The sequence below is a fragment of the Prescottella agglutinans genome (genome assembly GCF_004011865.1).
In the GTDB taxonomy this organism is placed as follows: domain Bacteria; phylum Actinomycetota; class Actinomycetes; order Mycobacteriales; family Mycobacteriaceae; genus Prescottella; species Prescottella agglutinans.
This window is the reverse complement of sequence record NZ_RKLP01000013.1, coordinates 184,776-207,466: the sequence shown is the minus strand read 5'-3', so window position 1 is coordinate 207,466 and position 22,691 is coordinate 184,776. Positions and strand designations below refer to the sequence as shown.

Annotated in this window: 21 protein-coding genes; 6 read left to right on the top strand and 15 right to left on the bottom strand. The window is 68.6% G+C overall.

The features are described 5' to 3' along the window. The 5 genes from EGT67_RS22925 to EGT67_RS22905 form a co-directional block, all read right to left on the bottom strand. The coding region (locus EGT67_RS22925) for a CoA transferase subunit A (protein WP_164877642.1) at nucleotides 1-400 on the bottom strand (400 nt) is incomplete at its 3' end. Then, nucleotides 397-1,581 carry a fumarylacetoacetase gene (gene fahA / locus EGT67_RS22920; RefSeq protein ID WP_127918388.1) on the bottom strand — a complete coding sequence of 395 codons (1,185 nt, stop codon included), beginning with the start codon at nucleotides 1,579-1,581 and terminating at the stop codon, nucleotides 397-399. The genes EGT67_RS22925 and fahA, both read right to left, overlap by 4 nt. Continuing rightward, a complete protein-coding gene (locus tag EGT67_RS22915; protein WP_127918387.1) occupies nucleotides 1,578-2,489 on the bottom strand; it encodes a hypothetical protein in 912 nt (303 codons plus the stop codon). The genes fahA and EGT67_RS22915 overlap by 4 nt, the downstream gene beginning before the upstream one ends. Continuing rightward, nucleotides 2,486-3,685, bottom strand: coding sequence for a homogentisate 1,2-dioxygenase (locus EGT67_RS22910; RefSeq protein ID WP_127918386.1), 1,200 nt, complete (start codon nucleotides 3,683-3,685; stop codon nucleotides 2,486-2,488). Before EGT67_RS22910 ends, EGT67_RS22915 begins: the two co-directional genes overlap by 4 nt. Nucleotides 3,686-3,955: 270 nt before the next feature. Beyond that, nucleotides 3,956-4,525, bottom strand: coding sequence for a MarR family winged helix-turn-helix transcriptional regulator (locus EGT67_RS22905; protein WP_127918385.1), 570 nt, complete (start codon nucleotides 4,523-4,525; stop codon nucleotides 3,956-3,958). Between the two features lie 249 nt (nucleotides 4,526-4,774). Between EGT67_RS22905 and EGT67_RS22900 the strand changes: the two genes are divergently transcribed. The 4 genes from EGT67_RS22900 (at nucleotide 4,775) to EGT67_RS22885 (ending at nucleotide 10,391) form a co-directional block, all read left to right on the top strand. Continuing rightward, nucleotides 4,775-5,458 (top strand): IclR family transcriptional regulator, encoded by a 684-nt coding sequence (locus EGT67_RS22900; protein WP_127918384.1) that lies wholly within the window; start codon nucleotides 4,775-4,777, stop codon nucleotides 5,456-5,458. Between the two features lie 347 nt (nucleotides 5,459-5,805). Next, nucleotides 5,806-8,112 carry a cytochrome P450/oxidoreductase gene (locus tag EGT67_RS22895; protein ID WP_127918383.1) on the top strand — a complete coding sequence of 769 codons (2,307 nt, stop codon included), beginning with the start codon at nucleotides 5,806-5,808 and terminating at the stop codon, nucleotides 8,110-8,112. 42 nt (nucleotides 8,113-8,154) lie between these two features. After that, the gene (locus EGT67_RS22890) at nucleotides 8,155-9,501 is read left to right on the top strand and encodes an MFS transporter (protein WP_127918382.1); all 1,347 of its coding nucleotides are present in this window, start codon (nucleotides 8,155-8,157) and stop codon (nucleotides 9,499-9,501) included. A 128-nt stretch (nucleotides 9,502-9,629) separates the two neighbouring features. Beyond that, nucleotides 9,630-10,391 (top strand): alpha/beta fold hydrolase, encoded by a 762-nt coding sequence (locus EGT67_RS22885; RefSeq protein WP_127918381.1) that lies wholly within the window; start codon nucleotides 9,630-9,632, stop codon nucleotides 10,389-10,391. Nucleotides 10,392-10,452: 61 nt separating this feature from the next. Here EGT67_RS22885 and EGT67_RS22880 read toward each other — a convergent pair whose 3' ends face one another. Together EGT67_RS22880 and EGT67_RS22875 are read right to left on the bottom strand one after the other, a co-directional pair. Next, complete coding sequence (locus EGT67_RS22880) at nucleotides 10,453-12,048, bottom strand: flotillin family protein (protein ID WP_127918380.1); 1,596 nt, start codon at nucleotides 12,046-12,048, stop codon at nucleotides 10,453-10,455. A gap of 41 nt (nucleotides 12,049-12,089) precedes the next feature. Next, entirely contained in the window at nucleotides 12,090-12,578 is a 489-nt protein-coding gene (locus EGT67_RS22875) for an NfeD family protein (protein WP_127918379.1), read from the bottom strand. A 164-nt stretch (nucleotides 12,579-12,742) separates the two neighbouring features. On the opposite strand from EGT67_RS22875, the gene lepB reads away from it, so the two are divergent. Beyond that, a complete protein-coding gene (gene lepB / locus EGT67_RS22870) occupies nucleotides 12,743-13,513 on the top strand; it encodes a signal peptidase I (protein ID WP_127918378.1) in 771 nt (256 codons plus the stop codon). Between the two features lie 79 nt (nucleotides 13,514-13,592). Here lepB and EGT67_RS22865 read toward each other — a convergent pair whose 3' ends face one another. The 6 genes from EGT67_RS22865 to EGT67_RS22840 form a co-directional block, all read right to left on the bottom strand. After that, nucleotides 13,593-14,081 carry a nuclear transport factor 2 family protein gene (locus EGT67_RS22865; RefSeq protein ID WP_127918377.1) on the bottom strand — a complete coding sequence of 163 codons (489 nt, stop codon included), beginning with the start codon at nucleotides 14,079-14,081 and terminating at the stop codon, nucleotides 13,593-13,595. Between the two features lie 69 nt (nucleotides 14,082-14,150). After that, nucleotides 14,151-15,500, bottom strand: a complete 1,350-nt coding sequence (locus EGT67_RS22860) for an MFS transporter (protein ID WP_241566196.1) — start codon at nucleotides 15,498-15,500, stop codon at nucleotides 14,151-14,153. A 48-nt stretch (nucleotides 15,501-15,548) separates the two neighbouring features. Then, nucleotides 15,549-17,009 carry an FAD-dependent oxidoreductase gene (locus tag EGT67_RS22855; RefSeq protein WP_127918376.1) on the bottom strand — a complete coding sequence of 487 codons (1,461 nt, stop codon included), beginning with the start codon at nucleotides 17,007-17,009 and terminating at the stop codon, nucleotides 15,549-15,551. Continuing rightward, the gene (locus EGT67_RS22850) at nucleotides 17,006-17,791 is read right to left on the bottom strand and encodes an SDR family NAD(P)-dependent oxidoreductase (RefSeq protein WP_127918375.1); all 786 of its coding nucleotides are present in this window, start codon (nucleotides 17,789-17,791) and stop codon (nucleotides 17,006-17,008) included. The genes EGT67_RS22855 and EGT67_RS22850 overlap by 4 nt, the downstream gene beginning before the upstream one ends. After that, the gene (locus EGT67_RS22845) at nucleotides 17,784-18,620 is read right to left on the bottom strand and encodes an SDR family NAD(P)-dependent oxidoreductase (protein WP_127918374.1); all 837 of its coding nucleotides are present in this window, start codon (nucleotides 18,618-18,620) and stop codon (nucleotides 17,784-17,786) included. The genes EGT67_RS22850 and EGT67_RS22845 overlap by 8 nt, the downstream gene beginning before the upstream one ends. Before the next feature lie 70 nt (nucleotides 18,621-18,690). Beyond that, entirely contained in the window at nucleotides 18,691-19,155 is a 465-nt protein-coding gene (locus EGT67_RS22840; RefSeq protein ID WP_127918373.1) for a nuclear transport factor 2 family protein, read from the bottom strand. A 139-nt stretch (nucleotides 19,156-19,294) separates the two neighbouring features. On the opposite strand from EGT67_RS22840, the gene EGT67_RS22835 reads away from it, so the two are divergent. After that, nucleotides 19,295-20,035: an IclR family transcriptional regulator gene (locus tag EGT67_RS22835; RefSeq protein ID WP_127918372.1), complete on the top strand. Its 741-nt coding sequence runs from the start codon at nucleotides 19,295-19,297 to the stop codon at nucleotides 20,033-20,035. Nucleotides 20,036-20,061: 26 nt separating this feature from the next. Here EGT67_RS22835 and EGT67_RS22830 read toward each other — a convergent pair whose 3' ends face one another. Together EGT67_RS22830 and EGT67_RS22825 are read right to left on the bottom strand one after the other, a co-directional pair. After that, nucleotides 20,062-21,453 carry a DUF1254 domain-containing protein gene (locus EGT67_RS22830; protein WP_127918371.1) on the bottom strand — a complete coding sequence of 464 codons (1,392 nt, stop codon included), beginning with the start codon at nucleotides 21,451-21,453 and terminating at the stop codon, nucleotides 20,062-20,064. 120 nt (nucleotides 21,454-21,573) lie between these two features. Then, on the bottom strand, nucleotides 21,574-22,650 hold the full coding sequence (locus EGT67_RS22825) for an MFS transporter (RefSeq protein ID WP_421958160.1): 1,077 nt from the start codon (nucleotides 22,648-22,650) through the stop codon (nucleotides 21,574-21,576). Between the last annotated feature and the right edge of the window lie 41 nt (nucleotides 22,651-22,691).

Below are 22,691 nucleotides of genomic sequence, written 5' to 3'. Positions count from 1 at the left end.
ACGGCAGACCACCCTCCGACACCGGGGTGCCGACACCGGCCGGCGTGTAGAACGCCGGGATACCCGCACCACCCGCCCGCATCCGCTCCGCCAACGTGCCCTGCGGGGTCAGCTCCACCTCGAGCTCACCCGACAGGTACTGCCGCGCGAACTCCTTGTTCTCACCCACATACGACGCCGTCACCCGACGGATCTGCCCGGCCGACAACAAGATCCCCAGACCCCACTCGTCGACACCACAGTTGTTCGAGAACACCTCGAGACCCGACACACCCCGCGCCGCCAACGCACCGATCAACTCGGTCGGGATCCCGCACAACCCGAAACCACCGACCGCCAGCGACGACCCGTCGGCGATGTCCGCGACGGCGTCCGCCGCGGTCGCGAAGACCTTGCTCATCGGACATCACCGGTGGCGGGCAGGATGCGGCCGCGGACCTCGCCGAAGCCGATGCGTCCGCCGTTCGCGCCGGGCGCGGTCGCGGAGATCGAGACCTCGTCGCCGTCCTGGATGAACGTGCGCTGCTCGCCGGCGACCTCGACGGGTTCGGCTCCACCCCAGGTCAGTTCGATGAAGGCACCTCGTTGAGCCTTCTCCGGACCCGAGATGGTGCCGGAACCGAACAGGTCACCCGTGCTGGCCGCCGCACCGTTGACGGTGGTGTGCGCCAGCATCTGCGCCGGCGACCAGTACATCTGCGCGTAGGGCGGACGGGAGACGATGTCGCCGTTCCACTCGACCGCGAGATCGATGTCCAGGCCCCACTTCTCCTCGCCCTGCAGGTACGGCAGCGGGGTCGGATCCTGCACCGGGGTGTCGACGCGGGCCGCCTCGAGCGCCAGCAGCGGAACGACCCACGCGGAGATGGACGTCGCGAAGCTCTTGCCGAGGTTCGGGCCCAGCGGGACGTACTCCCACGCCTGGATGTCGCGGGCCGACCAGTCGTTGAGGATCACGGCGCCGAAGCAGTGCTCGGCGAACTGGTCCGGGGTGATCGAGGAACCCATCGGCGAACCCACGCCGACGATGAAGCCCATCTCGGCCTCGATGTCGAGACGGGTCGACGGACCGAACGTGGGGGCCGCGTCGGCCGGCGCCTTGCGCTGTCCGCACGGCCGGACGATGTCGGTGCCCGACACCACCACGGTGCTCGAGCGACCGTGGTAGCCGACCGGCAGGTGCTTCCAGTTCGGCATCAGCGCAGCCGAATCCGGACGGAACAGCCGGCCGAGGTTGGTGGCGTGGTTCTCCGACGCGTAGAAGTCGACGTAGTCCGCGACCGCGATCGGCAGGTGCATCGTGACGTCGTCGACGGAGAACACCGCGTCGTCGGCGATCTCGCCGGAGACCAGTTCGGTGATCTGCGCGCGAACCTCGATCCAACGGTCACGGCCCTCGGCCATGAACGCGTTGAGCGTCGGCTGGGCGAAGATGTCGTCGCCGAGCACCTTCGCGAGATCGACGACGCTGTCGCCGACGCGCACGCCGACCCGCGGGCCCGCGTCGGACGTCGAGAACACGCCGTAGGGCAGGTTGTCGATACCGAACAGGGAATCGGCAGGAATCGAGATGACGGTCATGCGCGGGGTCCTTCGTCGATCGAGTTGAAATCCACCGAACCCGTAGGCGCGGAGAGTTCGGTGGATGCTGAGGGCACCAGTCCGAGGCCGACCAGTTCGGTCAGCGGGTCGGTGATGCTGCAGGTGCCGAAGGACAGGAAGTTCGCGCGCAGCGCGTCCACCGCCTCGGCCGACAGCCCGTCCAGTTCGGCTGCCAGATGCTTCCCGTCACGATCCGCCAGCGTCGTGACGATCTCGTCGACGCTCGCGCCGCTCGCTGCCCGGTGGGCGGCAAGCATGACGTTGAGGAAGCCGTGCTGTTCGAATCCCGTGTCCGGGTCCGTGTTCCGCACCGCATGGTGCAGGCCGGCGGTCGCCTTGAACCGCACACCCGCGCCGACCACAGTGTGGATCGCGGCGGCCAGTTCGGCCTCGTCCGGGTACGCGGCGGCGACGATGCCACCGGTACGGAACTTCGCCGCGTACGCCGTTCCGGCCAGTCGGGCGAGGATCTCGGGACGCCGGTCGTCGCGCGGGACCTCGACGAAGATGTCGACACCCGGTGCGGCCGAGGCGATCTCACCGAGGGCGGCGAACAGCTCCTCCACCGTCTGCCCCTCGGGAACGCCGATCTCCATCGCGACGAGCTTCGCGCCGTCGATGGAGCGCAGCTGCTCGAGCGCCGCCGGGACGGCCGCGGTGCCGGCCGGCACGGTCAGGCTCAGTTCGAGCTCGCCGTCCTGCTCCGCGACGATGGCGGGCAGCTCACCGAGACGCGGCGCGGGGAACACGAACGGGCCGACGAGCGCCGCATGGTCACTGCGCTCGTGGGCGAGGTGCGCGGGCACCGCGGCGTCCATCGGCGCGTTCCCCGGGGGAAACAGCGCCGCGTCGTCGCACAGACCCGTCAGCAGCGGCGAGATGGTCACTTGTTCGGCCCCCGCCCGGACCAGGACCACGGGTAGGCCTCGTCCTCGCACGCCAGCGCGCCCTCACCGAGCTCGAGCGGGCGGAAGGTGTCGACCATGACGGCCAGCTCGTCGAAGAACTCGACGCCGATGCTGCGCTCGTACGCTCCCGGCTGTGGGCCGTGCGCGTGACCACCGGGGTGGACCGAGATCGAGCCCTGGCCGATGCCCGAGCCCTTGCGGGCCTCGTAGTCGCCGCCGCAGTAGAACATGATCTCGTCGGAGTCCACGTTCGAGTGGTAGTACGGCACCGGGATCGACAGCGGGTGGTAGTCGACCTTGCGGGGCACGAAGTTGCAGATGACGAAGTTGTTGCCCTCGAACGCCTGGTGCGCCGGCGGCGGCTGGTGCACGCGGCCCGTGATGGGCTCGTAGTCGGAAATGTTGAAGGTGTACGGGTACAGGCAGCCGTCCCAGCCGACAACGTCGAACGGGTGGTTCGGGTACACCATCCGGGTGCCGACGATCTCTCCGCCGGCGCGGTGCTTGACCAGCACCTCGACGTCGGTGCCCTCGGCCACGAGCGGTTCGGCGGGGCCGTGCAGGTCGCGCTCGCAGAACGGCGCGTGCTCGAGGAACTGGCCGAACTTCGACAGGTAGCGCTTGGGCGGAACGATGTGGCTGTTCGCCTCGATTGCGTACGCGCGCAACGGCTCCGAACCCTGCGGTACCCAGCGGTGGGTGGTCGACATCGGAATCAGGACGTAGTCGCCCTGGCGGGCGTGCAGCGCGCCGAACACGGTCTCGACGATCGCCTCGCCGGACTCGACGTAGACCATCTCGTCACCGAGCGAGTTGCGGTACAGCGGCGACTCCTTGGCGGACACCACGTACGAGATGCGCACGTCGGCGTTGCCGAGGATGAGCCGGCGCCCGGTGACCACGTCGGTCTCGGCCCACGACTCCTCCGGGAAGAGGTCGTGCAGCTTGAGGTGCCGCGGCTTGAGCGGGTGGTTCGGGGTGGTGGTCTGGTCGCGCAGTTCCCACACGGTCGCGTCGACGATGGCCGACGGGATGTGGCGGTGGTACAGCAGCGACGAGTCGGAGGAGAAGCCCTCCTCGCCCATCAGCTCCTCGAAGTAGAGCTGGCCATCCTCGTCCCGGTGCTGGGTGTGACGCTTCGGCGGGATATTGCCGAGCTGTCGGTAGAACGCCATGACCGGCCCTCCTGGTGTACTCGCGCCCGATCTCGGGCTGTGGTCGTCACCGTCGGCGGAACAGCAGCGCGGCTGCGGTCGTCGCGGCCGCCGGTTCCCCTCCGAGGTTAGTAAACAGATTAACTAGTTTCGGTGCGTGAGCGCAACCACACGAACGGTCTCGTAATCCGCACCCGCCCTGCCCGCTCGCCGCCCCCGCGTTTTGCGCACTTATCGACCCCGCAGAGGCGCCCGCGGCACCGATAAGTGCGCAAATCGCGAGGAGGAGGGTCAGTTGCGGCCGCGGACGTCGAACTGGCTGCGGTTGGTGATGAGCTTGTCGAGCAGCATGACGAGAACGTGCTGCTCAGCCTCGGTGAGGACGCTCGCCCACGCGTACTCGCGCTCGTTGTGCTCGCGGTACGTGGCGGCCATCTCGGCGCGCCCCTTCTCGGTGAGCGACAACTGCACCGAACGCCCGTCGTGCGCGTCCGGCGTCCGCTCGAGCAGGCCGGCCGCCTCCAGCGTCTTCGTCAGGTTCGACACGGCCGCCCGGCTCATGCCGGTCAACTTCGCCGCGCTCTTGGGTTCGATCGGTCCCGCGAGCCAGGTCACGAACAGCAGACGGAACGCCGACCACGACAGCCCGCGGGGCCGGTGCACGGACGACTCCAGGTCGTAGGTGACCACGTTCGCGGCCCGGTTGAGGGTCAGTAAAACCTGCGTGGCCAGCTGGTGCGTGGATCCGAACTCAGTGCTGAGCCGGCGGTTGGCGAGGTCGATGAAGGACCAGAAGTCGAGCGATCCGGGCGCGATCGCGTCCTGCGCCACCTGCGCATTGCGCCCTTCGTCCCCGCTCATGCGGCCACCCTATCGCGGCAGGTGCCGGGCGCGCGCGGCGCAGATCGTCCTGGATAGCTCACCTAATTAGTATATCTATGAACTAGTTTCTCGATGAGCGGTGCGCGGCGACCGGCGCCCCCACCGGCCACGTCGGGCGCTGTGCCGCAACGGGTTACCGCCCCGGGCGAAATAGTCTGTACAAAGAGATTCGAAACCACAGAATCTCGTCAGCCCCCGCGGCCGGACGACACCCGGACAGGACCCGACATGAGCACGCTCCAGACCCTCGACCGTGGTCTGCGCGCGCTCGACATCGTCGCGCAGTCCCCGACCGGAATCTCGGTGGCGGACCTGGCCAAGGAACTCGACGTCCACCGGGCCATCTGCTACCGGATCGTCGCGACACTCGAGGCGCACGCGCTGGTCGCGCGCACCGGCGACGGCCTCGTCCGACTGGGCATCGCCGCGGCGGTCCTGTCCTCCCGGTTCGAACCGCAGTTCTCCAAGGATGTCGAGCCACTGCTCCACGCACTCGCCGACGAGACCCGCGCGACGGCCTTCGTCTCCGCCGCCCAGGGGCAGAACTGCGTCGTCATCATGGTGGCCGAACCGGAGGGCACGCTGCTGCGGGTCGGCTACCGCGTGGGCAGCAGCCATCCCCTGGACCGCGGCGCGGCCGGCATCGCGATCCTGGCCTCGCGACCGGAGTCGCCGGGCGATTCCGACGAGGTCCGGCAGGCCCGCGCCGACGGCTACAGCCTCACCCGCGGACAGCTCGAGCACGGCGCGGTCGGTATCGCGTCGGGCATCGCCCTGCCCGAGGGGTTCGGCTCCAACGCCGGACGCGAGCGCAGTGTCGGCGTCGTCGCCATCGACGGACTCGACACCGACCGGGCCGCGGCCGCGGTGATGAGCACCGCCCGCGGCATCGAACGCGTCATCACCGCCTGACCACCGCCTGACCACCGCCTGACGCCGCGTACGGCACCGCACATCACCCGCGGCTGCCGCTTCTCGCGTTTCGCGCACCTATCGCGCCGAATCGGGCCGCCGGTGCGCGACAAGTGCGCAAAACACGGGCGACGGCACGCGAATCTCGGCGAATCCCGATGCCCGCGCGCGCATTCGGCCGACTCCACGCCTTCTGTAACAGACCACCTGCGTCGTTATGCGGAGCTCGCTTGACCTCGAATGTGACCGCACTTACTCTGTGCGGAGTTCGCTCACCGATACACGATGTGCGTTATTAGTAACTTCGCAGCTCAGTGCGAGTTTTGAGACAAACGGAGATGCAAGTCATGAGCGTGTGCCCGATCGACCACACGGCCCTGCAGAACGCGGGCTGCCCGGTTTCCGCGAATGCCGCCGCCTTCGATCCCTTCACCGGTCCGTACCAGGTGAACCCGGCGGAGTCGCTGCGCTGGTCGCGCGACGAGGAGCCGGTGTTCTTCAGCCCCGAACTCGGATACTGGGTGGTCACCCGGTACGAGGACGTCAAGGCCGTCTTCCGCGACAACATCCTCTTCTCGCCGTCGATCGCGCTGGAGAAGATCACCCCGGTGTCGGACGAGGCGACGGCGACGCTCGCGAAGTACGACTACGCGATGTCGCGCACCCTCGTGAACGAGGACGAGCCCGCGCACATGCCGCGCCGCCGCGTGCTGATGGACCCGTTCACCCCACAGGAACTCGTCCACCACGAGCCGATGGTCCGCCGCCTCACCCGCGAGTACGTCGACCGCTTCGTCGAGACCGGCCGGGCCGACCTCGTCGACGAGATGCTGTGGGAGGTCCCACTCACCGTCGCCCTGCACTTCCTCGGCGTGCCTGAGGAGGACATGGACGAACTGCGCAGCTACTCGATCGCGCACACCGTGAACACGTGGGGTCGCCCCGCGGTCGAGGAGCAGGTCGCGGTCGCGGAGGCGGTCGGCAAGTTCTGGCAGTACGCCGGCCAGGTGCTCGAGAAGATGCGCAAGGACCCGTCCGGGCACGGCTGGATGCCGTTCGGCATCCGCATGCAGCAGGAGCAGCCCGACGTCGTCACCGACTCGTACCTGCACTCGATGATGATGGCGGGAATCGTTGCGGCACACGAGACCACGGCCAACGCCTCCGCGAACGCCTTCCGCCTGCTGCTCGAGAACCGCAGCGTGTGGGAGGAGATCTGCGCCGACCCGAGCCTGATCCCCAACGCCGTCGAGGAGTGCCTGCGCCACTCCGGTTCGGTCGCCGCGTGGCGCCGCCTGGTCACCGACGACACCACCATCGGCGGCATCGACATCCCGAAGGGCTCGAAGCTGCTGATCGTCACGTCGTCGGCCAACCACGACGAACGGCACTTCGACAACGCCGACGACTTCGACATCCGCCGCGAGAACTCGAGCGATCATCTGACGTTCGGCTACGGCAGCCACCAGTGCATGGGCAAGAACCTCGCCCGCATGGAGATGCAGATCTTCCTCGAGGAGTTCACCAAGCGCCTGCCGCACATGGAACTGGTGCCGGACCAGGAGTTCACCTACCTGCCCAACACGTCGTTCCGCGGACCGGATCACGTTCTGGTGCAGTGGGATCCCGAGAAGAACCCGGAGCGCGCCGACCCGTCGATCCTCGACGACCGGCAGCCGGTCAAGATCGGCGAGCCGTCCAAGACCAACATCTCCCGGACCGTCTCGGTCGACGCCATCACCGCGGCCGCCGACGGTGTCGTCCGCGTGACGCTGTCCGATCCGACGGGCAAGCCGCTGCCCAAGTGGACCCCGGGATCGCACGTCGACGTCGACCTCGGTGACCTCTCCCGCCAGTACTCGCTGTGCGGCGACCCGAACGACCTGTCGCACTACGAGATCGCGGTGCTCGAGGAACCCGAGAGCCGCGGCGGGTCGCGCTACGTGCACCGCACCCTGCAGGCCGGCGACACCCTGAAGATGCGCGGACCGCGCAACCACTTCAAGCTCGACCCGGACGCCGAGCGCTACATCTTCGTCGCGGGCGGCATCGGCATCACGCCGATCATCGCGATGGCCGACCACGCGAAGGCGTCCGGCAAGGACTACGAGATCCATTACTGCGGGCGCGATGTCGCGACGATGGCGCTGCTCGACCGGCTGACGGCCGACCACGGCGACAAGGTCGAGGTGCACTCGAGCGCGGCGGGCAACCGCCTCGACATCCCGGCCCTGCTCGCCACGCCCGTCGACGGGACCCAGATCTACTCGTGCGGCCCGGAGCGTCTGCTCACCGCCCTCGACGAGGCCACCGCGCACTGGCCCGAGGACGCGCTGCACGTCGAACACTTCACGTCGAACCTGGCCAAGCTCGACCCGGCCAACGAGCACGCGTTCGAGGTCGAACTGCGTGACTCCGGTCTGACGATCCAGGTCGCCGCCGACCAGACGGTGCTCGACGCCCTGCGCGCGTCGAACATCGACATCCAGAGCGACTGCGAGGAGGGGCTGTGCGGATCGTGCGAAGCCCCCGTCCTCGACGGCGAGGTGGATCACCGCGACATGGTGCTCACCAAAACCGAACGGGCCCAGAACAAGTCGATGATGACCTGCTGCTCGCGTGCGTGCGGCACCAAGGTCACCCTCGCGCTCTGACCCACCTCTCCAGAATCTCTCCAGCACCCGAAAGGATCCGTCATGGGATCTCCGACCGTCACCGGGCCCGCCGTGCCCGGCTCGTCCGCGGGCGAGCAGCCGCCCAAGTCCAGCTTCAAGCGCGTCCTCACCGGCAGCATGGCCGGCGCGGTCCTCGAGTGGTACGACTTCGCGATCTACGGCATCCTGGCCGCCACCGTCCTGGGTCCGCTGTTCTTCCCCGGTGACGACGGCGTCGCGAAGCTGCTGCTCGCGCTCGCGACGCAGGGTCTCGGCTTCGTCGCCCGCCCGTTGGGCGGCATCGTCTTCGGCCACCTGGGCGACAAGTTCGGCCGCAAGCCGATGCTGGTGGCCACCTTCATCATGCTCGGCAGCGCGACCGCAGCGATCGGCCTGCTGCCGACGTACGACCAGATCGGTATCTGGGCGACGGTCCTGCTGGTGGTGCTGCGCATGATCCAGGGCTTCGCGCTGGGCGGCGAGTTCGGTGCCGCGGTGCTGCTGGTCAGCGAGTACGGCGAACCCAAGAAGCGCGGCTTCTGGGCGTCCTGGCCGCAGGCGGGCGCCCCGATGGGCACCGTCCTCGCGACCGTGGTCGTCTCGGTGCTCGGCCTCTTCCTCACGGACGACGCGTTCGACCAGTGGGGCTGGCGTGTGGCCTTCCTGTTCGCGATCCCGCTGCTGATCGTCGGCTTCTGGGTGCGCCGCGGTGTCGAGGAGTCCCCCGTCTTCAAGGCGGCGCAGGAGCAGGCCGCGAAGGCTCCGGCGGCACAGGAGCGTTCGAGCATCCTCGAGGCGCTGTCCCGCCCGCGCGCGGTGCTGACCGGCCTGGGCATGCGCCTGGGCGAGAACATCGCGTTCTACGTCTACACGGTCTTCGTCATCGCGTACGCCACGACGTACCACGGTTTCCACCGCGGCGACGTCATCCTGGCCGTGACGTTCGCGTCGCTGTTCCAGTTCGTCGGCATGATCGGCGGCGGCGCGTGGTCCGACCGTGTGGGCCGAAAGACGGCGATGCTCGTGCCCGCGATCATCCTCGTGGTGTGGGCGCCGGTGTTCTTCTGGCTGGTCCAGCTCGAGAGCCTGCCGATGCTGTGGCTCGGCGTGTGCGTGGGTGCCTTCTTCCACGGCATGCTCGCCGGCCCGGAGGCGGCGTGGATCACCGAACTGTTCCCCACCCGCTACCGCTACGCGGGTTCGTCGCTGGTGTTCCAGGGATCGTCGATCATCGCCGGTGCGCCGGCCCCGTTCATCGCGGTCTGGCTCATCGAGAACTTCGGTGTCGGTATGGTTGTCGGCTATCTGGTGGTCACGATGGCGATCACGGTGATCGCCCTCGCGCTCAGCCGGGAAACCAAGGGCGTGGATCTCGACGACGTCGCATGACCGAGACCGTTCGGTCGGCCGACACGACCTGACATCCGGGCCTCGGTCCCACCCGTCGCGGGTGGGACCGGGGCCCGGCTCGTTCCACATCGGTTCACACAGAGGGCGCTACAGACAGGAGTACTCGAATGACCATCGCGCACAAGATCGTCGGTCGCGGTCCCATCAAGGTGATCGCACTGCACGGCTGGTTCGGCACGTCGGAGGGCTGGGGCATGCTACCCGAACTCGTCGACCCCGAGGCCTACACGTACGCACTGATCGACTACCGGGGCTACGGGGCCCGTCAGGACGAGGCCGGCGAGTACACGCTCGAGGAGATCTCGGCGGACACCCTCGCCCTCGCCGACGAGCTGGGCTGGGACCGCTTCGCCGTGATCGGCCACTCGATGGGTGGTGCCGCGGCGCTGCGGGTGCTCGCCGACGCTCCCGAGCGGGTCACCGCGGTGATCGGCATCAGCCCGGTGCCGGCGTCGGGTGTCCCGTTCGACGCGGACAGCGAGGCGCTGTTCACGGGCGCCGAGAACGAGGACGGCAACCGCTACGCGATCCTGGACTTCACGACCGGGAACCGGCAGTCGGCGTACTGGCTGCGACAGATGACGCAGTTCTCGGTGGACTTCACGACCCGTCCCGCGTTCGGCGCCTACCTGCGCTCGTGGGCCGGAGCCGATTTCGTCGCCGACCTGCCGCAGACGACGATCCCGGTCACGACGATCGTCGGCGAGCACGACCCGGCGCTCGGCGCCGAGACGATGAAGGCCACGTGGATGGAGCAGCTGCCGCAGTGCCGGCTGGACGTCCTGGCCAACGCCGGGCACTACGCGATGTTCGAGGCCCCGGTCGCTCTCGTCACGAGCATCGAGAAGGCACTGTCCCCGCTGCAGTGACGCACAGCCGAGCGGCCCGCCCCTCCGGTTCGGTGGGGCGGGCCGCTGGCGGTGCGACCGGTCACTCGCGGGTCGGGTCACCCGCTCCGTTGCTGCGGATCCCGGCCGATGCCAAGGCCGGCTCCGCGCGGGCGGCCGTGGTCGCCGGCGCAGCCTGCTCCGTCTGCTTCCCAACGGAATTGAGCATGCCGGTGATGTCGACGCCGGAGGATTCGAGGGTCTCGATCACTCCCGCGATCGTCGACGGGCTGATGCCCAGGATCGAGCCGACGCTGCCGGAGATGCCGTCCGCGCCGCCGACGATCGAGATCCGATCGATCTCGCCCACCGGCTTCGCTGCCGCGTCGGTCGCCTCGACGAGTGCCTTGAGCACGTCGGGAAGCATCAGCATCTGGGCAGCGGCCGGCGTGTACGCATTGAGCGCCTCCGCGACCTTCCGCTTGCCGTCGGCTTCCGCCTCCAGCCGGGCGCGCAGACCGTCCGCCTCGGCCTGCTGCTCGGCGCGCAGCGCCTCGGCCGCGACCGTGCGGCCCTCCGCCTCGGCGGCCAGTCGGGCCTTGATGCCGTCGGCCTCGGCCTGCTGTTCGGTGCGCACAGCGTCGGCGGCGAGCTTGCGGGCATCGGCCGCGGCTTCACCCGAGCGTCGCGCGGACTCGGCGGCGGCCTCGGCGCGGAGGATCGCGGCCCGCTTCTCACCTTCGGCGCGGGCGATGGCGGCCTGGCGCTCGGCCTCGGCGGGGGCGATGACGTCCGCCTGGAGCGCCGCCTTGGCCTGTTCGGCGCGTCGCTGATCGACCTCGATCCGGGCCTCGACCTGCGCGGCCTCGGCCTGCTCCTGCGCGATCCTGACCGCCTTCTCCGAGGTCGCCCGCGCGAGCGGGCCGGCCTGGTCCGCCTCGGCGTTCTCCGCCTCGGTGCGGGCGCGCAGCTTCGCCAGCTCGACGTCGCGGGCCTGGTTGGCGGTGGCGATGGCGGTGTCGGCCTCGGCCTGCGCGACGGCGCCCTCCTGCCGGGCCTTCGCGGACTGGATCTGGGCGTCGCGGTCGGCGTTCGCGGTACCGATGGCCGCGTCCCGCTTGACCTCGGCGATCCGGCGCTGGCCGAGCGACTCGAGGTAGCCGTTGTGGTCGCTGATCCCGGCGATCTTGAGGACGTCGACCTCCATGCCGATGCGGGCCAGGTCGCCGCCGGCCTCCTCGACCACGCTGCGCGCGAGGGTCTCGCGGTTCGAGTTCAGATCCTCGACGGTCATGGTGGCGGTGATGCCGCGGAGCGATCCGGCGAGGATGTCGTTTATCTGTCGACGCAGTTCGTCGAGGTCGGAGGTGAGGAAGCGCTGGACCGCCGTCTGGACGGCCTCGTCGGCCGAGCCGATCCGGACCAGGCCGACGGCCTCGACGTTCACCGGGACACCGTCGTTGGAGAGAGCGTTCTGCAGATCGATCTTCACGTTGAACGGCTCGAGCGACATGATGTCGACGCGCTCGATGCCGGGGATCTTGAAGCGGGCGCCGCCGCGCACGACCTTCGGGGTGCCCCGGCCGGTGAAGACGGCAACCTCGTTCGGGGGCACCTTGACGTAGTTGCGGACGTAGATGAACGGCAGTCCGATGAAGACCACCAGGGCGGCCACGACGGCGCCCACGATTGCGACCATGAGAGTTCCTCAGTTCGATTCGGGCAGTGAAGAATCCGATGTCAGTCGGGGATCGTGACCACGTGAACGTCGACGTCGTCGACGTCGCCGATGTAGACGGGGGTGTTCACGGGCAGCGGTGCCGGTTCGGCGGAGACGGCGCGCGCACGGACCCGGCTCCCCTCGACGTCGGTGAAGGAGATCTCTCCCCACTGACCGGGTTCGATGGCGATGGTGACGGTGCCGGTCAGGCCGATGTAGCTGCGCCGTCCGAGATGGGAATTGGACTGCTGTCGCAGCAGATAGGGAAGAAGGACGCCGCGGGTGAGGAATACCAGGACGACCGCGCACCCGGCGGCCGCGATCGCCGCGACCACGCCCGTGCCGCCCGCCAGGAGTGCGGCGCTCCCGCCGAGGCCGACACCGAACAGTGCCGTGGCGAGGGTGGTCAGACTCAGGAACGGCAGCCCCGACGCCGCATCGCCGCCGTCCGGTCCGCCGACCCCGGCCTCGCCGACGACGACGGTCCCGACGAGGCCCACGAGACCCATTGCAAGACAGGCAAGAAAGAAGATCGTCACTAGCGCCCCTCCCCCGGACAGTAGATTCGCCACCGACCATAGCGCAGGCGCTGCAGCGACTGTCCGGCGGTGGCGCAGCGGCGCATCGCGCCGAAACTGCCGCCGCAGATCCACACCTCGAATAGGTTTGAAGGATGGTGGAATCCGGGGGGACCGATCCTGAATCCGAATGCGAAACGGGTGGCCGAGTCGAAGATGATCTGCGCGGGACGCCGAAACCGCGGCGCCGCTCGATGTGGCGCGAACTTCCGGTTCTCGTCGCGGTCGCGCTGGTTCTGAGCTTCCTGCTTCAAATGTTCGTGGGCCGGGTCTACCTGATTCCCTCGGAATCGATGGAACCGACGTTGCACGGCTGCGCGGGGTGCACCGGAGATCGGATCGCGGTGGACAAGATCACATACCGTTTCGGCGATCCGGAGCCAGGAGACGTCGTGGTCTTCGAGGGGCCCCCGTCGTGGAACGACGACTATCGGTCACGGCGATCGGAGAACCCCGTTCTGCGGGCGATCCAGAATGTCGGCTCGGCAGTGGGTCTCGTGCCACCGGACGAGAACGATCTCGTCAAACGTGTTGTCGCGGTGGCCGGCCAGACGGTGCAGTGCCTGCCCGGCGACGACGGGGTGAAGGTCGACGGCAGGGCACTGGTCGAGCCGTACATCGACAGTCGGACATCACCGCGCAACGCCGTCCCGTGCCAGGGGGTGTTCTTCGGTCCGGTGGTGGTGCCCGCGGGCAGCGTGTGGGTAATGGGCGACAACCGGGCCCACTCCAAGGACTCGCGATTCCACATGAGCGACGACCTCCACGGCGCGGTTCCCGTGTCGAACATCGTCGGCAAGGTGCGGTTGATCGTGCTTCCACCGTCACGGTGGGGAGTCGTGCACGCCGTCGACCCGCAGCAATAGGTGTGAGTTGGACAGCGCCGGCACCCCACGGAAGGGGTGCCGGCGCTGTCGTCTTCGCGAAATCCGGAAGTGTTGCCGGTCAGGGCTTCCCGGTGAATACCGGATCCTCGAAGGACCGGCGGGATCGGACCCAGGAGGGGACCAGGCCGTCCTCGATCTCGTCGGTCACGGACTCGTCGAACACGACGATGCGGTCCGCGATGCGCCACTCGCCGTCGCGTCGTGCGAAGCGGTCGACGTAGCGGCACTTGACGGTGGCGCGCGACTGCGACTCCCCCGGCCGCGCCGGGGCCTGCCGCAGATAGCACAGGCAGTACGACTCCACGTTCGCCGTGTCGCCGTCGAGGTCGATCAGCACGTTGGTGATGTAGTGCAGCGACGAATCGATCGTGGCGTGCCGCGACTTCATGTCCGCGATCAGGCCGTCCACGGTGCCGATGTAGCCGCCGTGGTTGTCGATGGCGTCCGGGAAGTAGCAGTCGGCCACGCTGTCGAAGTCCTTGCGGTCCACCGCCCGTGCGTAGCGGTAGAGGACCTCGGTGATCTCCTGCTTGTCGATGAGCGACATGTGCGCATCTCCTCTCGTACGAACGGGGCCCTGCCGGTGTCGCCACCGGCAGGGCCCGACGGGGTCGGACTAGTCGACGCGGAGTTCGATGCCCTTGGTCTCCTTGACGAAGAAGACGGCGCCGAGGGTGAGCAGCGCACAGAACACGAAGTAGAACGCCGGCGCGAGGTTGTTGTCGGTGACGTCGATCAGCCACGTCGCGATGAACGGGGCGGTACCACCGAGGGCCATGTTGGTGATGTTGTTGCCCAGGGCCAGACCGCTGTAGCGGACCGACGCCTTGAGCATCTCGACGTACGTCACGTAGGACGCGCCGTTGACCACCGACACCGCGATGAACAGGACCGACTGGCCGACCATCGCCTGCCAGACGCTGCCGCCCGCCATGAGCATGAACATCGGGATGCCCAGGACCACGGCGGCGACGCTGCCGATGAACAGCACGGGCTTGCGGCCGTAGCGATCGGCCAGGTAGCCCGCGATCGGGAGCGTGATGACACCGAGGACCAACGCGAGCGACGTGGACAGGAACGCGACGGTGGACGACTGTCCGCCGGCCTTCTGCAGGTAGGTCGCGGCGTACACCGAGGCGATGTAGTAGCCACCGGTGATGAGCGCACCGAGGAAGATGATCTTCACGAGCGACGAACCGGAGGTGGTGAGCAGCTCCTTGACGGGGACCTTCGCCGTCTCACCCTTGTCCTCGAGCTCCTTGAACTGAGGGGTGTCCTCCATGTGGTTACGGATCCAGATACCGACCACACCGATGACGACACTGAGCAGGAACGGAATTCGCCACGCCCACGACATGATCTGGTCGTGGGTGAACACGGAGGTGAGTGCGAGCGCGGTCAGGGACGCGACGAGCGAACCGATGTAGGTACCGGAGTTGACCATCGAGGTCTGGAAGGCGCGCCACTTCGCGGGCGCCGACTCCGACACGAACGCGTTGGCGCCACCCAGCTCGCCACCGGCGGCGAAGCCCTGGAGGCAGCGGGCCAGGACCAGGATCGCGGTCGCCCACACACCGAGCGTGACGTAGGTGGGCATCATGCCCATCGCCGCCGTCGCGACGACCATCAGCAGGATCGTCCAGGACAGGGCGTTCTTGCGGCCGTACTTGTCGCCGATGTGGCCGAAGAAGATGCCGCCGGGCACTCGGAGGAAGAACGCGACCGCGAACGTCGCGAACGTACCGAGCAGGGCGGCGGTGTCGTTCTCCGAGACGAAGAACAGCGACGCGATGATGGTCGCCATGTAGCCGTAGATGCCGAAGTCGTAGTACTCGACGACGGTACCGACGATGGCGGCACGCACCACCTTGACGGTGGATTGCTTCTGCGGCGTCTCGGTCTGCACGGAATCCGGTCCTCGGGCGGGCTCGGGGTTACGAACCGCGGGCTCCACAATGTCGTTCATTGGCATGGATGGTCCTTTGTAAGTGTCTGGTACGCAACACGCTCGGTGTCAGATTCCTGCAGTTGTCAGTGCCGTCGATGTCATCGACTCGCCGCGCGCGGTGCGCGCGGCGTTGATTCCGGCGATCCGGCCCATCGTGAGGGCGTTCGCCACGGCGTTGCCGCCGCCTACGTACCGGAGGCCGAGGATGCCGGCTCCGGCCTCGCCGGCCGCGAAGAGTCCGTCGAGCGGACGACCGGTTCGATCCAGTACTGATGCGTTGCTGTCGATCTCGACGCCCGCGTGGGTGCACACGAGTTCGGCGGGCAGCAACCGGGCCGCGTAGAACGGGCCCTGGTCGATCGGATCCGGGTTGGCGGTCGATCCCTTGTTCGCGAGGGTGCGATGGCGCAGGAAGTCGTCGTCGACACCGTTCGGAAGTTGATCGTTCCACCGCGTGACGGCCGCCTCGAGCGCATCGGCCGGCACGCCCATGGCACCGGCCAGTTCCGCGAGGGAGTCGGCCCGGAGAGTGCGCCCGGAGTCGGCCTCGTCGAGAATCCGTTCGGGAGCCCAATCAGTATATCCCACAGGGAGATTCAGTCGAGCCTTTTCATCGAACACGACCCAGGCGCCGCCCTGCTGCGCGTCGATGATCCCGGTGGAGACCGCGTACGACGCGTCCTCGTCCATGAACCGCCGGCCGTCGCCGTTGACGTAGATCCGCGACTTGGGCGGGAAACCCGACTGCCAGTGATGGAAGCGCTGGAAGTACGCGGTGGGGAGCATCAGGCCCCACCCCTCGCCGGTGACGGCGGCGTCGACCTGCTCACCGAACGCCAGGTGATCGCCCTGGCTGCCCTCGGCGGCCACGACGAACAGGGAATCGCCGCCCCGGTTCGCGAACGGGTACAGCCGGTCGACGAGTTCCCTGTTCTGCGCGAAGCCGCCGCTGGCGATCACCACCGCCGACGCGCGGACCTCGATGTCGTCGGCGACCACACCGACGACGCGGCCGTCCTCGACGAGCAGCGACTGCACGCGGGTGTTCATGACCACCTCGACGCCCCGGTCGCGGCGCGCCTTGTCGAGCACCTGGACCAACCCGTAGCCCTGATCCTTGGGGACGTGACCGCGCCAGACGTCCTCGACGCCCGCCTGGGCCAGGCCCGGCATGTGCGCGTTGGCCGACTCCCGGGCGGGGATCTCCACGCCCAGGCCGATGAGCCATTCCAGCGTCGGACCGGCGTTCTCGCAGAACGCCCGGATCAGGCCCGGCTTGAGCATCCAGTGATTGAGGTCCATGTAGTGCTGGAAGAACTTCTCGGCCGAGTCCTCGATGCCGAGTCCGCGCTGGACGCTGGTGCCGGCGGCGGTGAACAGACCCGCCGACAGCTGCGTCGAACCGCCCAGTTCGGTCTGCGACTCGAACAGCAGCACCGACGCGCCCTGCTCGGCCGCGGACACCGCGGCCGCGAGTCCCGCTCCGCCGCCACCGATGACGACGACGTCCCAGTTGTCTTCACTCATGAGAGGACTCCTCCCGTCTCGGCGAGGATGCGGTGGTACAGCCCGTTGGACACCAGGCCGCCGTCCACCGTCACCTCACTGCCGTTCATGTACGTGGACCGGTCGGACAGCAGGAACAGCACCGCGTTCGTGATCTCGTCGACGGTGCCCATGCGTCCGGCCGGAATGCTCTCCAGCGAGGCCTTGACGAAGGCGTCCGCTCCCCCGACGAGAGCGGTGCCCACCAGTCCGGGGTGCACGGAGTTCACCCGGATGCCCCACTGCGCGAACTGTCCGGCCGCCGACTTCGACAGCCCGGTCAGGCCCCACTTGCTCGACGCGTACGCCGGCGAGAAGTACCCGACCTGGCCGGAGATCGACGAGATGTTCACGATCGATCCGCCCCCGCTCTCCCTCATCAACGGAGCGGCGGCCTTCATCCCGTAGAACGGTCCGAACAGGTTGATCCGCATGGTCAGCTCCCAGACATCGTCCGGCGTGTCCATGAACTCGCGTCGGCGGCTGATGCCGGCGTTGTTGACCAGACCTCCGAGTTCACCCTTGGTGGAACGGATCTCGTCGATCACGCGCGTCCAGGCTGCGGAGTCGGCGACGTCGAGGTGGTGCGCCGACGCGCTGCCCCCGGCGGCCTCGATCTCGGCGATCACCGCGGACGTGTCCGCGACGTCCGCGACGCACACGTGCACGCCGCGCGCGGCGAGCGCCTTCGCGTGATTGGCGCCCATGCCGCCGGCGGCGCCGGTGACCAGGACGACTCCCGGGTATGAGACAGAATCAGACATGGCGCGACCCACCGTCGACGGCGATGGAGTGGCCGGTGACGTAGCGGGCGCTGTCCGAGAGCAGGAACAGCAGCGGCCCGAAGACCTCCTCGGGCGAGCCGAGGCGGTGCAGCGGCACCACGTTCAGCGCGTGCTCGAGCGCGGCGGGATCCTCGCGGACCCAGCGGGTCATCTCGGTGTCGATGTAGCCGGGGGCGATCGCGTTGACGCGGATCCCCTTGTCGCCCAGTTCGACCGCGAGCGACTCGGTGAGGTGCGCGACGGCGGCCTTGGACGTGCAGTACGCGCCACGGCCGCGGCGGATGCGCAGGGCCGACACCGACGACATGTTCACGATCGCACCACCCGCGACCATGTGACGGGACGCGGCCTGCGCGCCGAACAGCACACCCTCGACGTTGACGTCGAGGACCGCGGCGATCTGCTCGGGCGAGATCTCGTCGACGAGCGCGAAGGGGAAGATGCCCGCGTTGTTGATCCAGAAGTCGATGCGGCCGAATTCCTTCAGCGCGGTCTGCGCGAGTGCCTCGTGCTCGTCGGCCTTGGTGACGTCGATGCGGGCGCCGACGACGCGACCGGGGGTCTCGGCGAGCGAGTTCGCGGCGAGCGCGGCGTTGATCTCGTCCGCGGTGGCCGTCATCTGATCTTCGTTGATGTCGGCACCGACGACGTTGACGCCGCGGGTGGCGAGACCGGCCGCGAAAGCTGCGCCCATGCCGCGGGCGGCGCCGGTGACGACGGCGACCTTGCCGGCCATCTCCGGGTACAGCACGGTCATCAGCGACGCGTCGGTGCGGCCGGGGTTCTGGGTGTCAGCGGTTTCGGTCATGATCGGGTGTTCCTCCAAAAACAATGTTCTGCAAAAGATTCGGGATACTCGTCTGCCGAGCCCCGAGCTGTCAGGACTGCGGGGCCTGATCGTCCCGACGGACGGTGCGCCGCGCGATGCGCCACTGACCGTCCTCTCGCACCACCCGGTCGGTGACGGTGGTGAACCGCACGAGGCGGGAATCCCCGCCGATCCGGGTCGCGACGATCTGCAGGTAGGCGTGGACCTCGAGTTCGTCCGTACCGGCGGGCCGGGCGACGATGTTGGTGAGCACGTGCCGGTGCACCTCGCCGACGACGGACGCGTTGGTGAAGAACCCGCGCGCGAAGTCGGCGAGCGCTGCCGCTCCGACGACCGGAGCCGGGTAGCTCGGCGAGTGGAACTCGCCGTCGGCCGTGAAGGTGGCCGCCCACTCGACCGCGTGCCCCTCGTCGATGAGGTGGCTCTGCCGGCCGTAGAGCTGATGGATCTCCACGAACGACAGCGCGTCGATGTCGGTGGCGCCCACTGCGCCCTCGGTACCGGTTGCGGTCATGAAACGAACTCCTCGGTCACTCTCCGGCGCATCCCGATCGGGATTGCACCGCACCCGCCATGTGTGCGATAATCGAACGCATAGTGCGATTAAGAAGAAGAGTAGGTGTCTCGCCTCACACGAGTCAAGGGAGGGATCCATGGCATCGGTCGGTTCCGATGAACAAACGAACGAAAGTCCTGGGAGAACGGGCGGCGTCCAGCTGGATTCGCGAATGTCGAAGACGCTGCACAACGGCCTCGAGATCCTCGAGTTGCTGACGCACCACAAGTACGGACTGACGATCACGGAGATCGGCGAGGGCATCGGCGTGCACCGGACGGTCGCGGATCGGCTCGTGCGCACACTCGAGGCCCACCGCCTGTGCCGGCGCACCGAGAACAAGCGCATCCTGCTGGGCGCGGGACTCGTCACGCTCGCAGGCTCGGTGGAGCAGGATCTGCGCGAACTCGCGCGTCCAATTCTCGAGGAACTGGCGGATGCCGTGGAGGCTACGGCGCACCTCGCGGTCCGAGAGGGTGAGGACGCGGTCCGCGCGCTCATGGTCATCGAGCCGCGGAATTCGCGGGCGCATGTCGGCTTCGACGCCGGTCAGATCGACCCGATCAACCGCGGATCGGCGGGGCTGGCGATGCTCGCGTCGCTACCGCCGCGGGAGGGCGAACGCCCCGAGGTCACCCGCGCCCGCGAACGCGGGTTCGCGGTGACCTCGGGGGAGGTGACTCACTCGGTCACCGGAATCTCGGCCGCACTGCCGAACCGGAGGCCGGCCGACCTCGTCAGCATCGGCGTCTCGGTATTCGACTCGTCGGAGGAGCAGAAGCTGGGCGAGGCCGTCATGGCCGCCGCCCGGCGGCTGGGAGCGCTACTGCTCCGCTGATCGCCGCGGCGGCCGGTCGGCGACCCTCAGGTGCCGACCTGCTCGAAGTCGCCGGGCTTCCAACTGCCGTCGAAGGCGTGCGCCTCGGGGCCGTACACGCGGAAGTACACGAACCAGCCCGAGCCGGGAAGGGTCTGGATCCACCGGCCCGCGTGATCGGCGGGGGCCGTGGGTCCGAACCACAGGTCGATCGAGTCCGAACCCTCGACGTCACCGAAGTCGAACAGCGAACTCAGCACCGCCTCGGTCTGCTCCGTCTGGATCTGACTGCGGGTCCGGGCGTCGTAGACCGAGACGGACCAGAAGAGTTTGCCGGGAACCGGCTGGGGAACGGTGAGCCGATAGGTGCGTCCCCCGTCGAGGTACGCGCCGGTGCTGTCGCGGACCCCCAGCCAGTACAGCGAGCCCGCGGCCGGGTCCCGGCGGAACATGGCGGGTGAGGCGCCGATCGCCTGATAGAACCACTTCTCGCGCGCCTCGACGTCAAGCGAGTCGGGCCGCTCGAAGTCGCCGTTCTCGAACCGCAGCGCAGCCCACTCCCAGCGCCTATCCGACCACACGACGCGATCGGGGCGACGATCGGCGAATGACTGAACCCGCATCTGCGCACTACCGATGCGAGCCGCGCGCTCGAGGATCTCCGTCATCCGCGCGTCGGGCGCGAACGGTTGCCCCTTGGCGATGCCGAGCGCGGCCAGGTCGCCGTAGGCGATGTGGAACTCCGGCAGGGCGGGCTCGGTGTCGACGACCTCGTGCAGCGCCTGCCAGTAGCCGATGCCGTTCTCCCACCGGAGCGGCGTGGTGTCCTGCGGAGCCTGCGTCAGGTCCAGCCATGTCGGCGCGGCCCACTCCCGTGTCGGGTCGAGCGGACGGACATTCACCGTCCGCAACCGCTCGGTCGCACCCTTCACGTCGCCGCCCACCGGCAGCGACCGGATTCCACCGAGCACCCGGTACGTCGTGGACCTACCGACGTAGTAGCCGTCCGGGATCTCCTGGTCGTAGTCCGGCGGGACCAGCAGGTGCTGTCCGCCGTGTCCGGCATCGGGCCCCGGAAGGCCCATGTCCAGCACCCAGCGCTGGTTGAGGTCCATCGCGACGCAGATCAGCGGGCCCGGGGGCAGCTCGATCACCAGCGGCCCGTCCCTGAGATCAAGTAGGACCGGCGCATACGGTGTGTCCGAGTTGAGGGTGAACCCGACGTGCTTCGGCTTCGTCTCCAGGGTTCCGAAGACTCTGTTCTCGAACACCCCGACGGCGTTGTTCCCCTTGAAGATCGCCAGTCCGGACACGGTCGGGAAGAAGAGCCGATAGGCCGACACCGCTCGTTGCAGGTCCACCTCGTCGTACACTCGCGCGACCGTCTCGGGCGTCGGATAGCCCCCGTCGAACTCGTAGGCCGAATCGTCTTCTGTCACGAGACCTCCTCAGTGCGGGACAGTTCGACGCCTGACCGTCCGTCGTGGCTGCGGGGCGCCGGACAGCAGGTTAAGCCGCCACGACGCGAACGCGCCTCATCCATGGAGAGTGAAACCTCGTCAGCGAGACTCCCGGGCCCGCAAGGCGAGCCCGGCGGCGAGGGAGGCCACAGCGGCGGTCGTCAGCACCAGCGGGCTCAGCGACCAGCCGCCGACGTGGGTGACGACGAACGCGACCGCCGGCGGTCCCACGATCGAGCCGACGTTCGACATCTGCACCACCAGCCCGTTGACCGGGCCGATCTCGCGCGGCCCCCGGGCGGCGGTGGGAACGGCCGCGAACACCGCGGCCGGCAGGTGACCGCCGAGCAGCGCGAAAGCGACTGCGGCGGAGTAGGACAGGCCGAACGGCGCCCAGCCGGCGTACACGGCGACGGCGGCCAGGCCCATGGACGTCGCGGCGACCGCGACGAGCGTGCCGGGCCGCACGCCCCGGTGCAGCAGCACACCGGCACTGACGTTGCCGACTATGTTGCCGAAGACGACGAGGGCCGTGAGCACCGCGGCGGAGGTGTCCGCCCACCCGCCCGCGGCGTACATCGTGGGCAGGAACCCGATCACCGCGAGGTACTGCAGCGAGTAGGTGCCGAACGCGACGGCCAGCAGCACCGCGGCCGAATTGCGCCACACGGGTGCTGGTGTCGCGCCATCGGGCGTTACCGGGGGGACAGCCGTCACCACAGGCACCACCGCCACCACCAGGGCCGCGCACGCGAGCAGCAACCCAGCGTTGACCGCCCACAGCCCGCGCCAGCCGATCGCACCGATCACCCACGGCCCCAGCAGGATCGCGAGGAACTGCCCGAGCGGCATGTAGATCCCCCACATGCCGAGCGCGAACCGGCGATGCCGGTCCCCCGCGACCGCGGTGATGATCGCGGGCGCGGACACCGCGACGCCCATGAAGCCGAGCCCCTCGAGGACCCGGGAGAACAGCAGGGCCGGGATGCCGGGACCGACCGCACCCAGCCCGGCGCCGGCCGCGAGGACGGCCAGCGCGAGCGCCAGCATCCGGCGCCGACCCCACCTGTCCACGAATCCGCCTGCGGCACTGCCCAGCAGCGCGCCCACGAACGTGTACGACGAGAGAAGCACGCCGGACGCGGTCAGGCTCATCCCGAGGTCGTCCCCACACAGACGCGACCGGGGCCGCCGGCGTGTGCCGTGCGGCCCCGGTC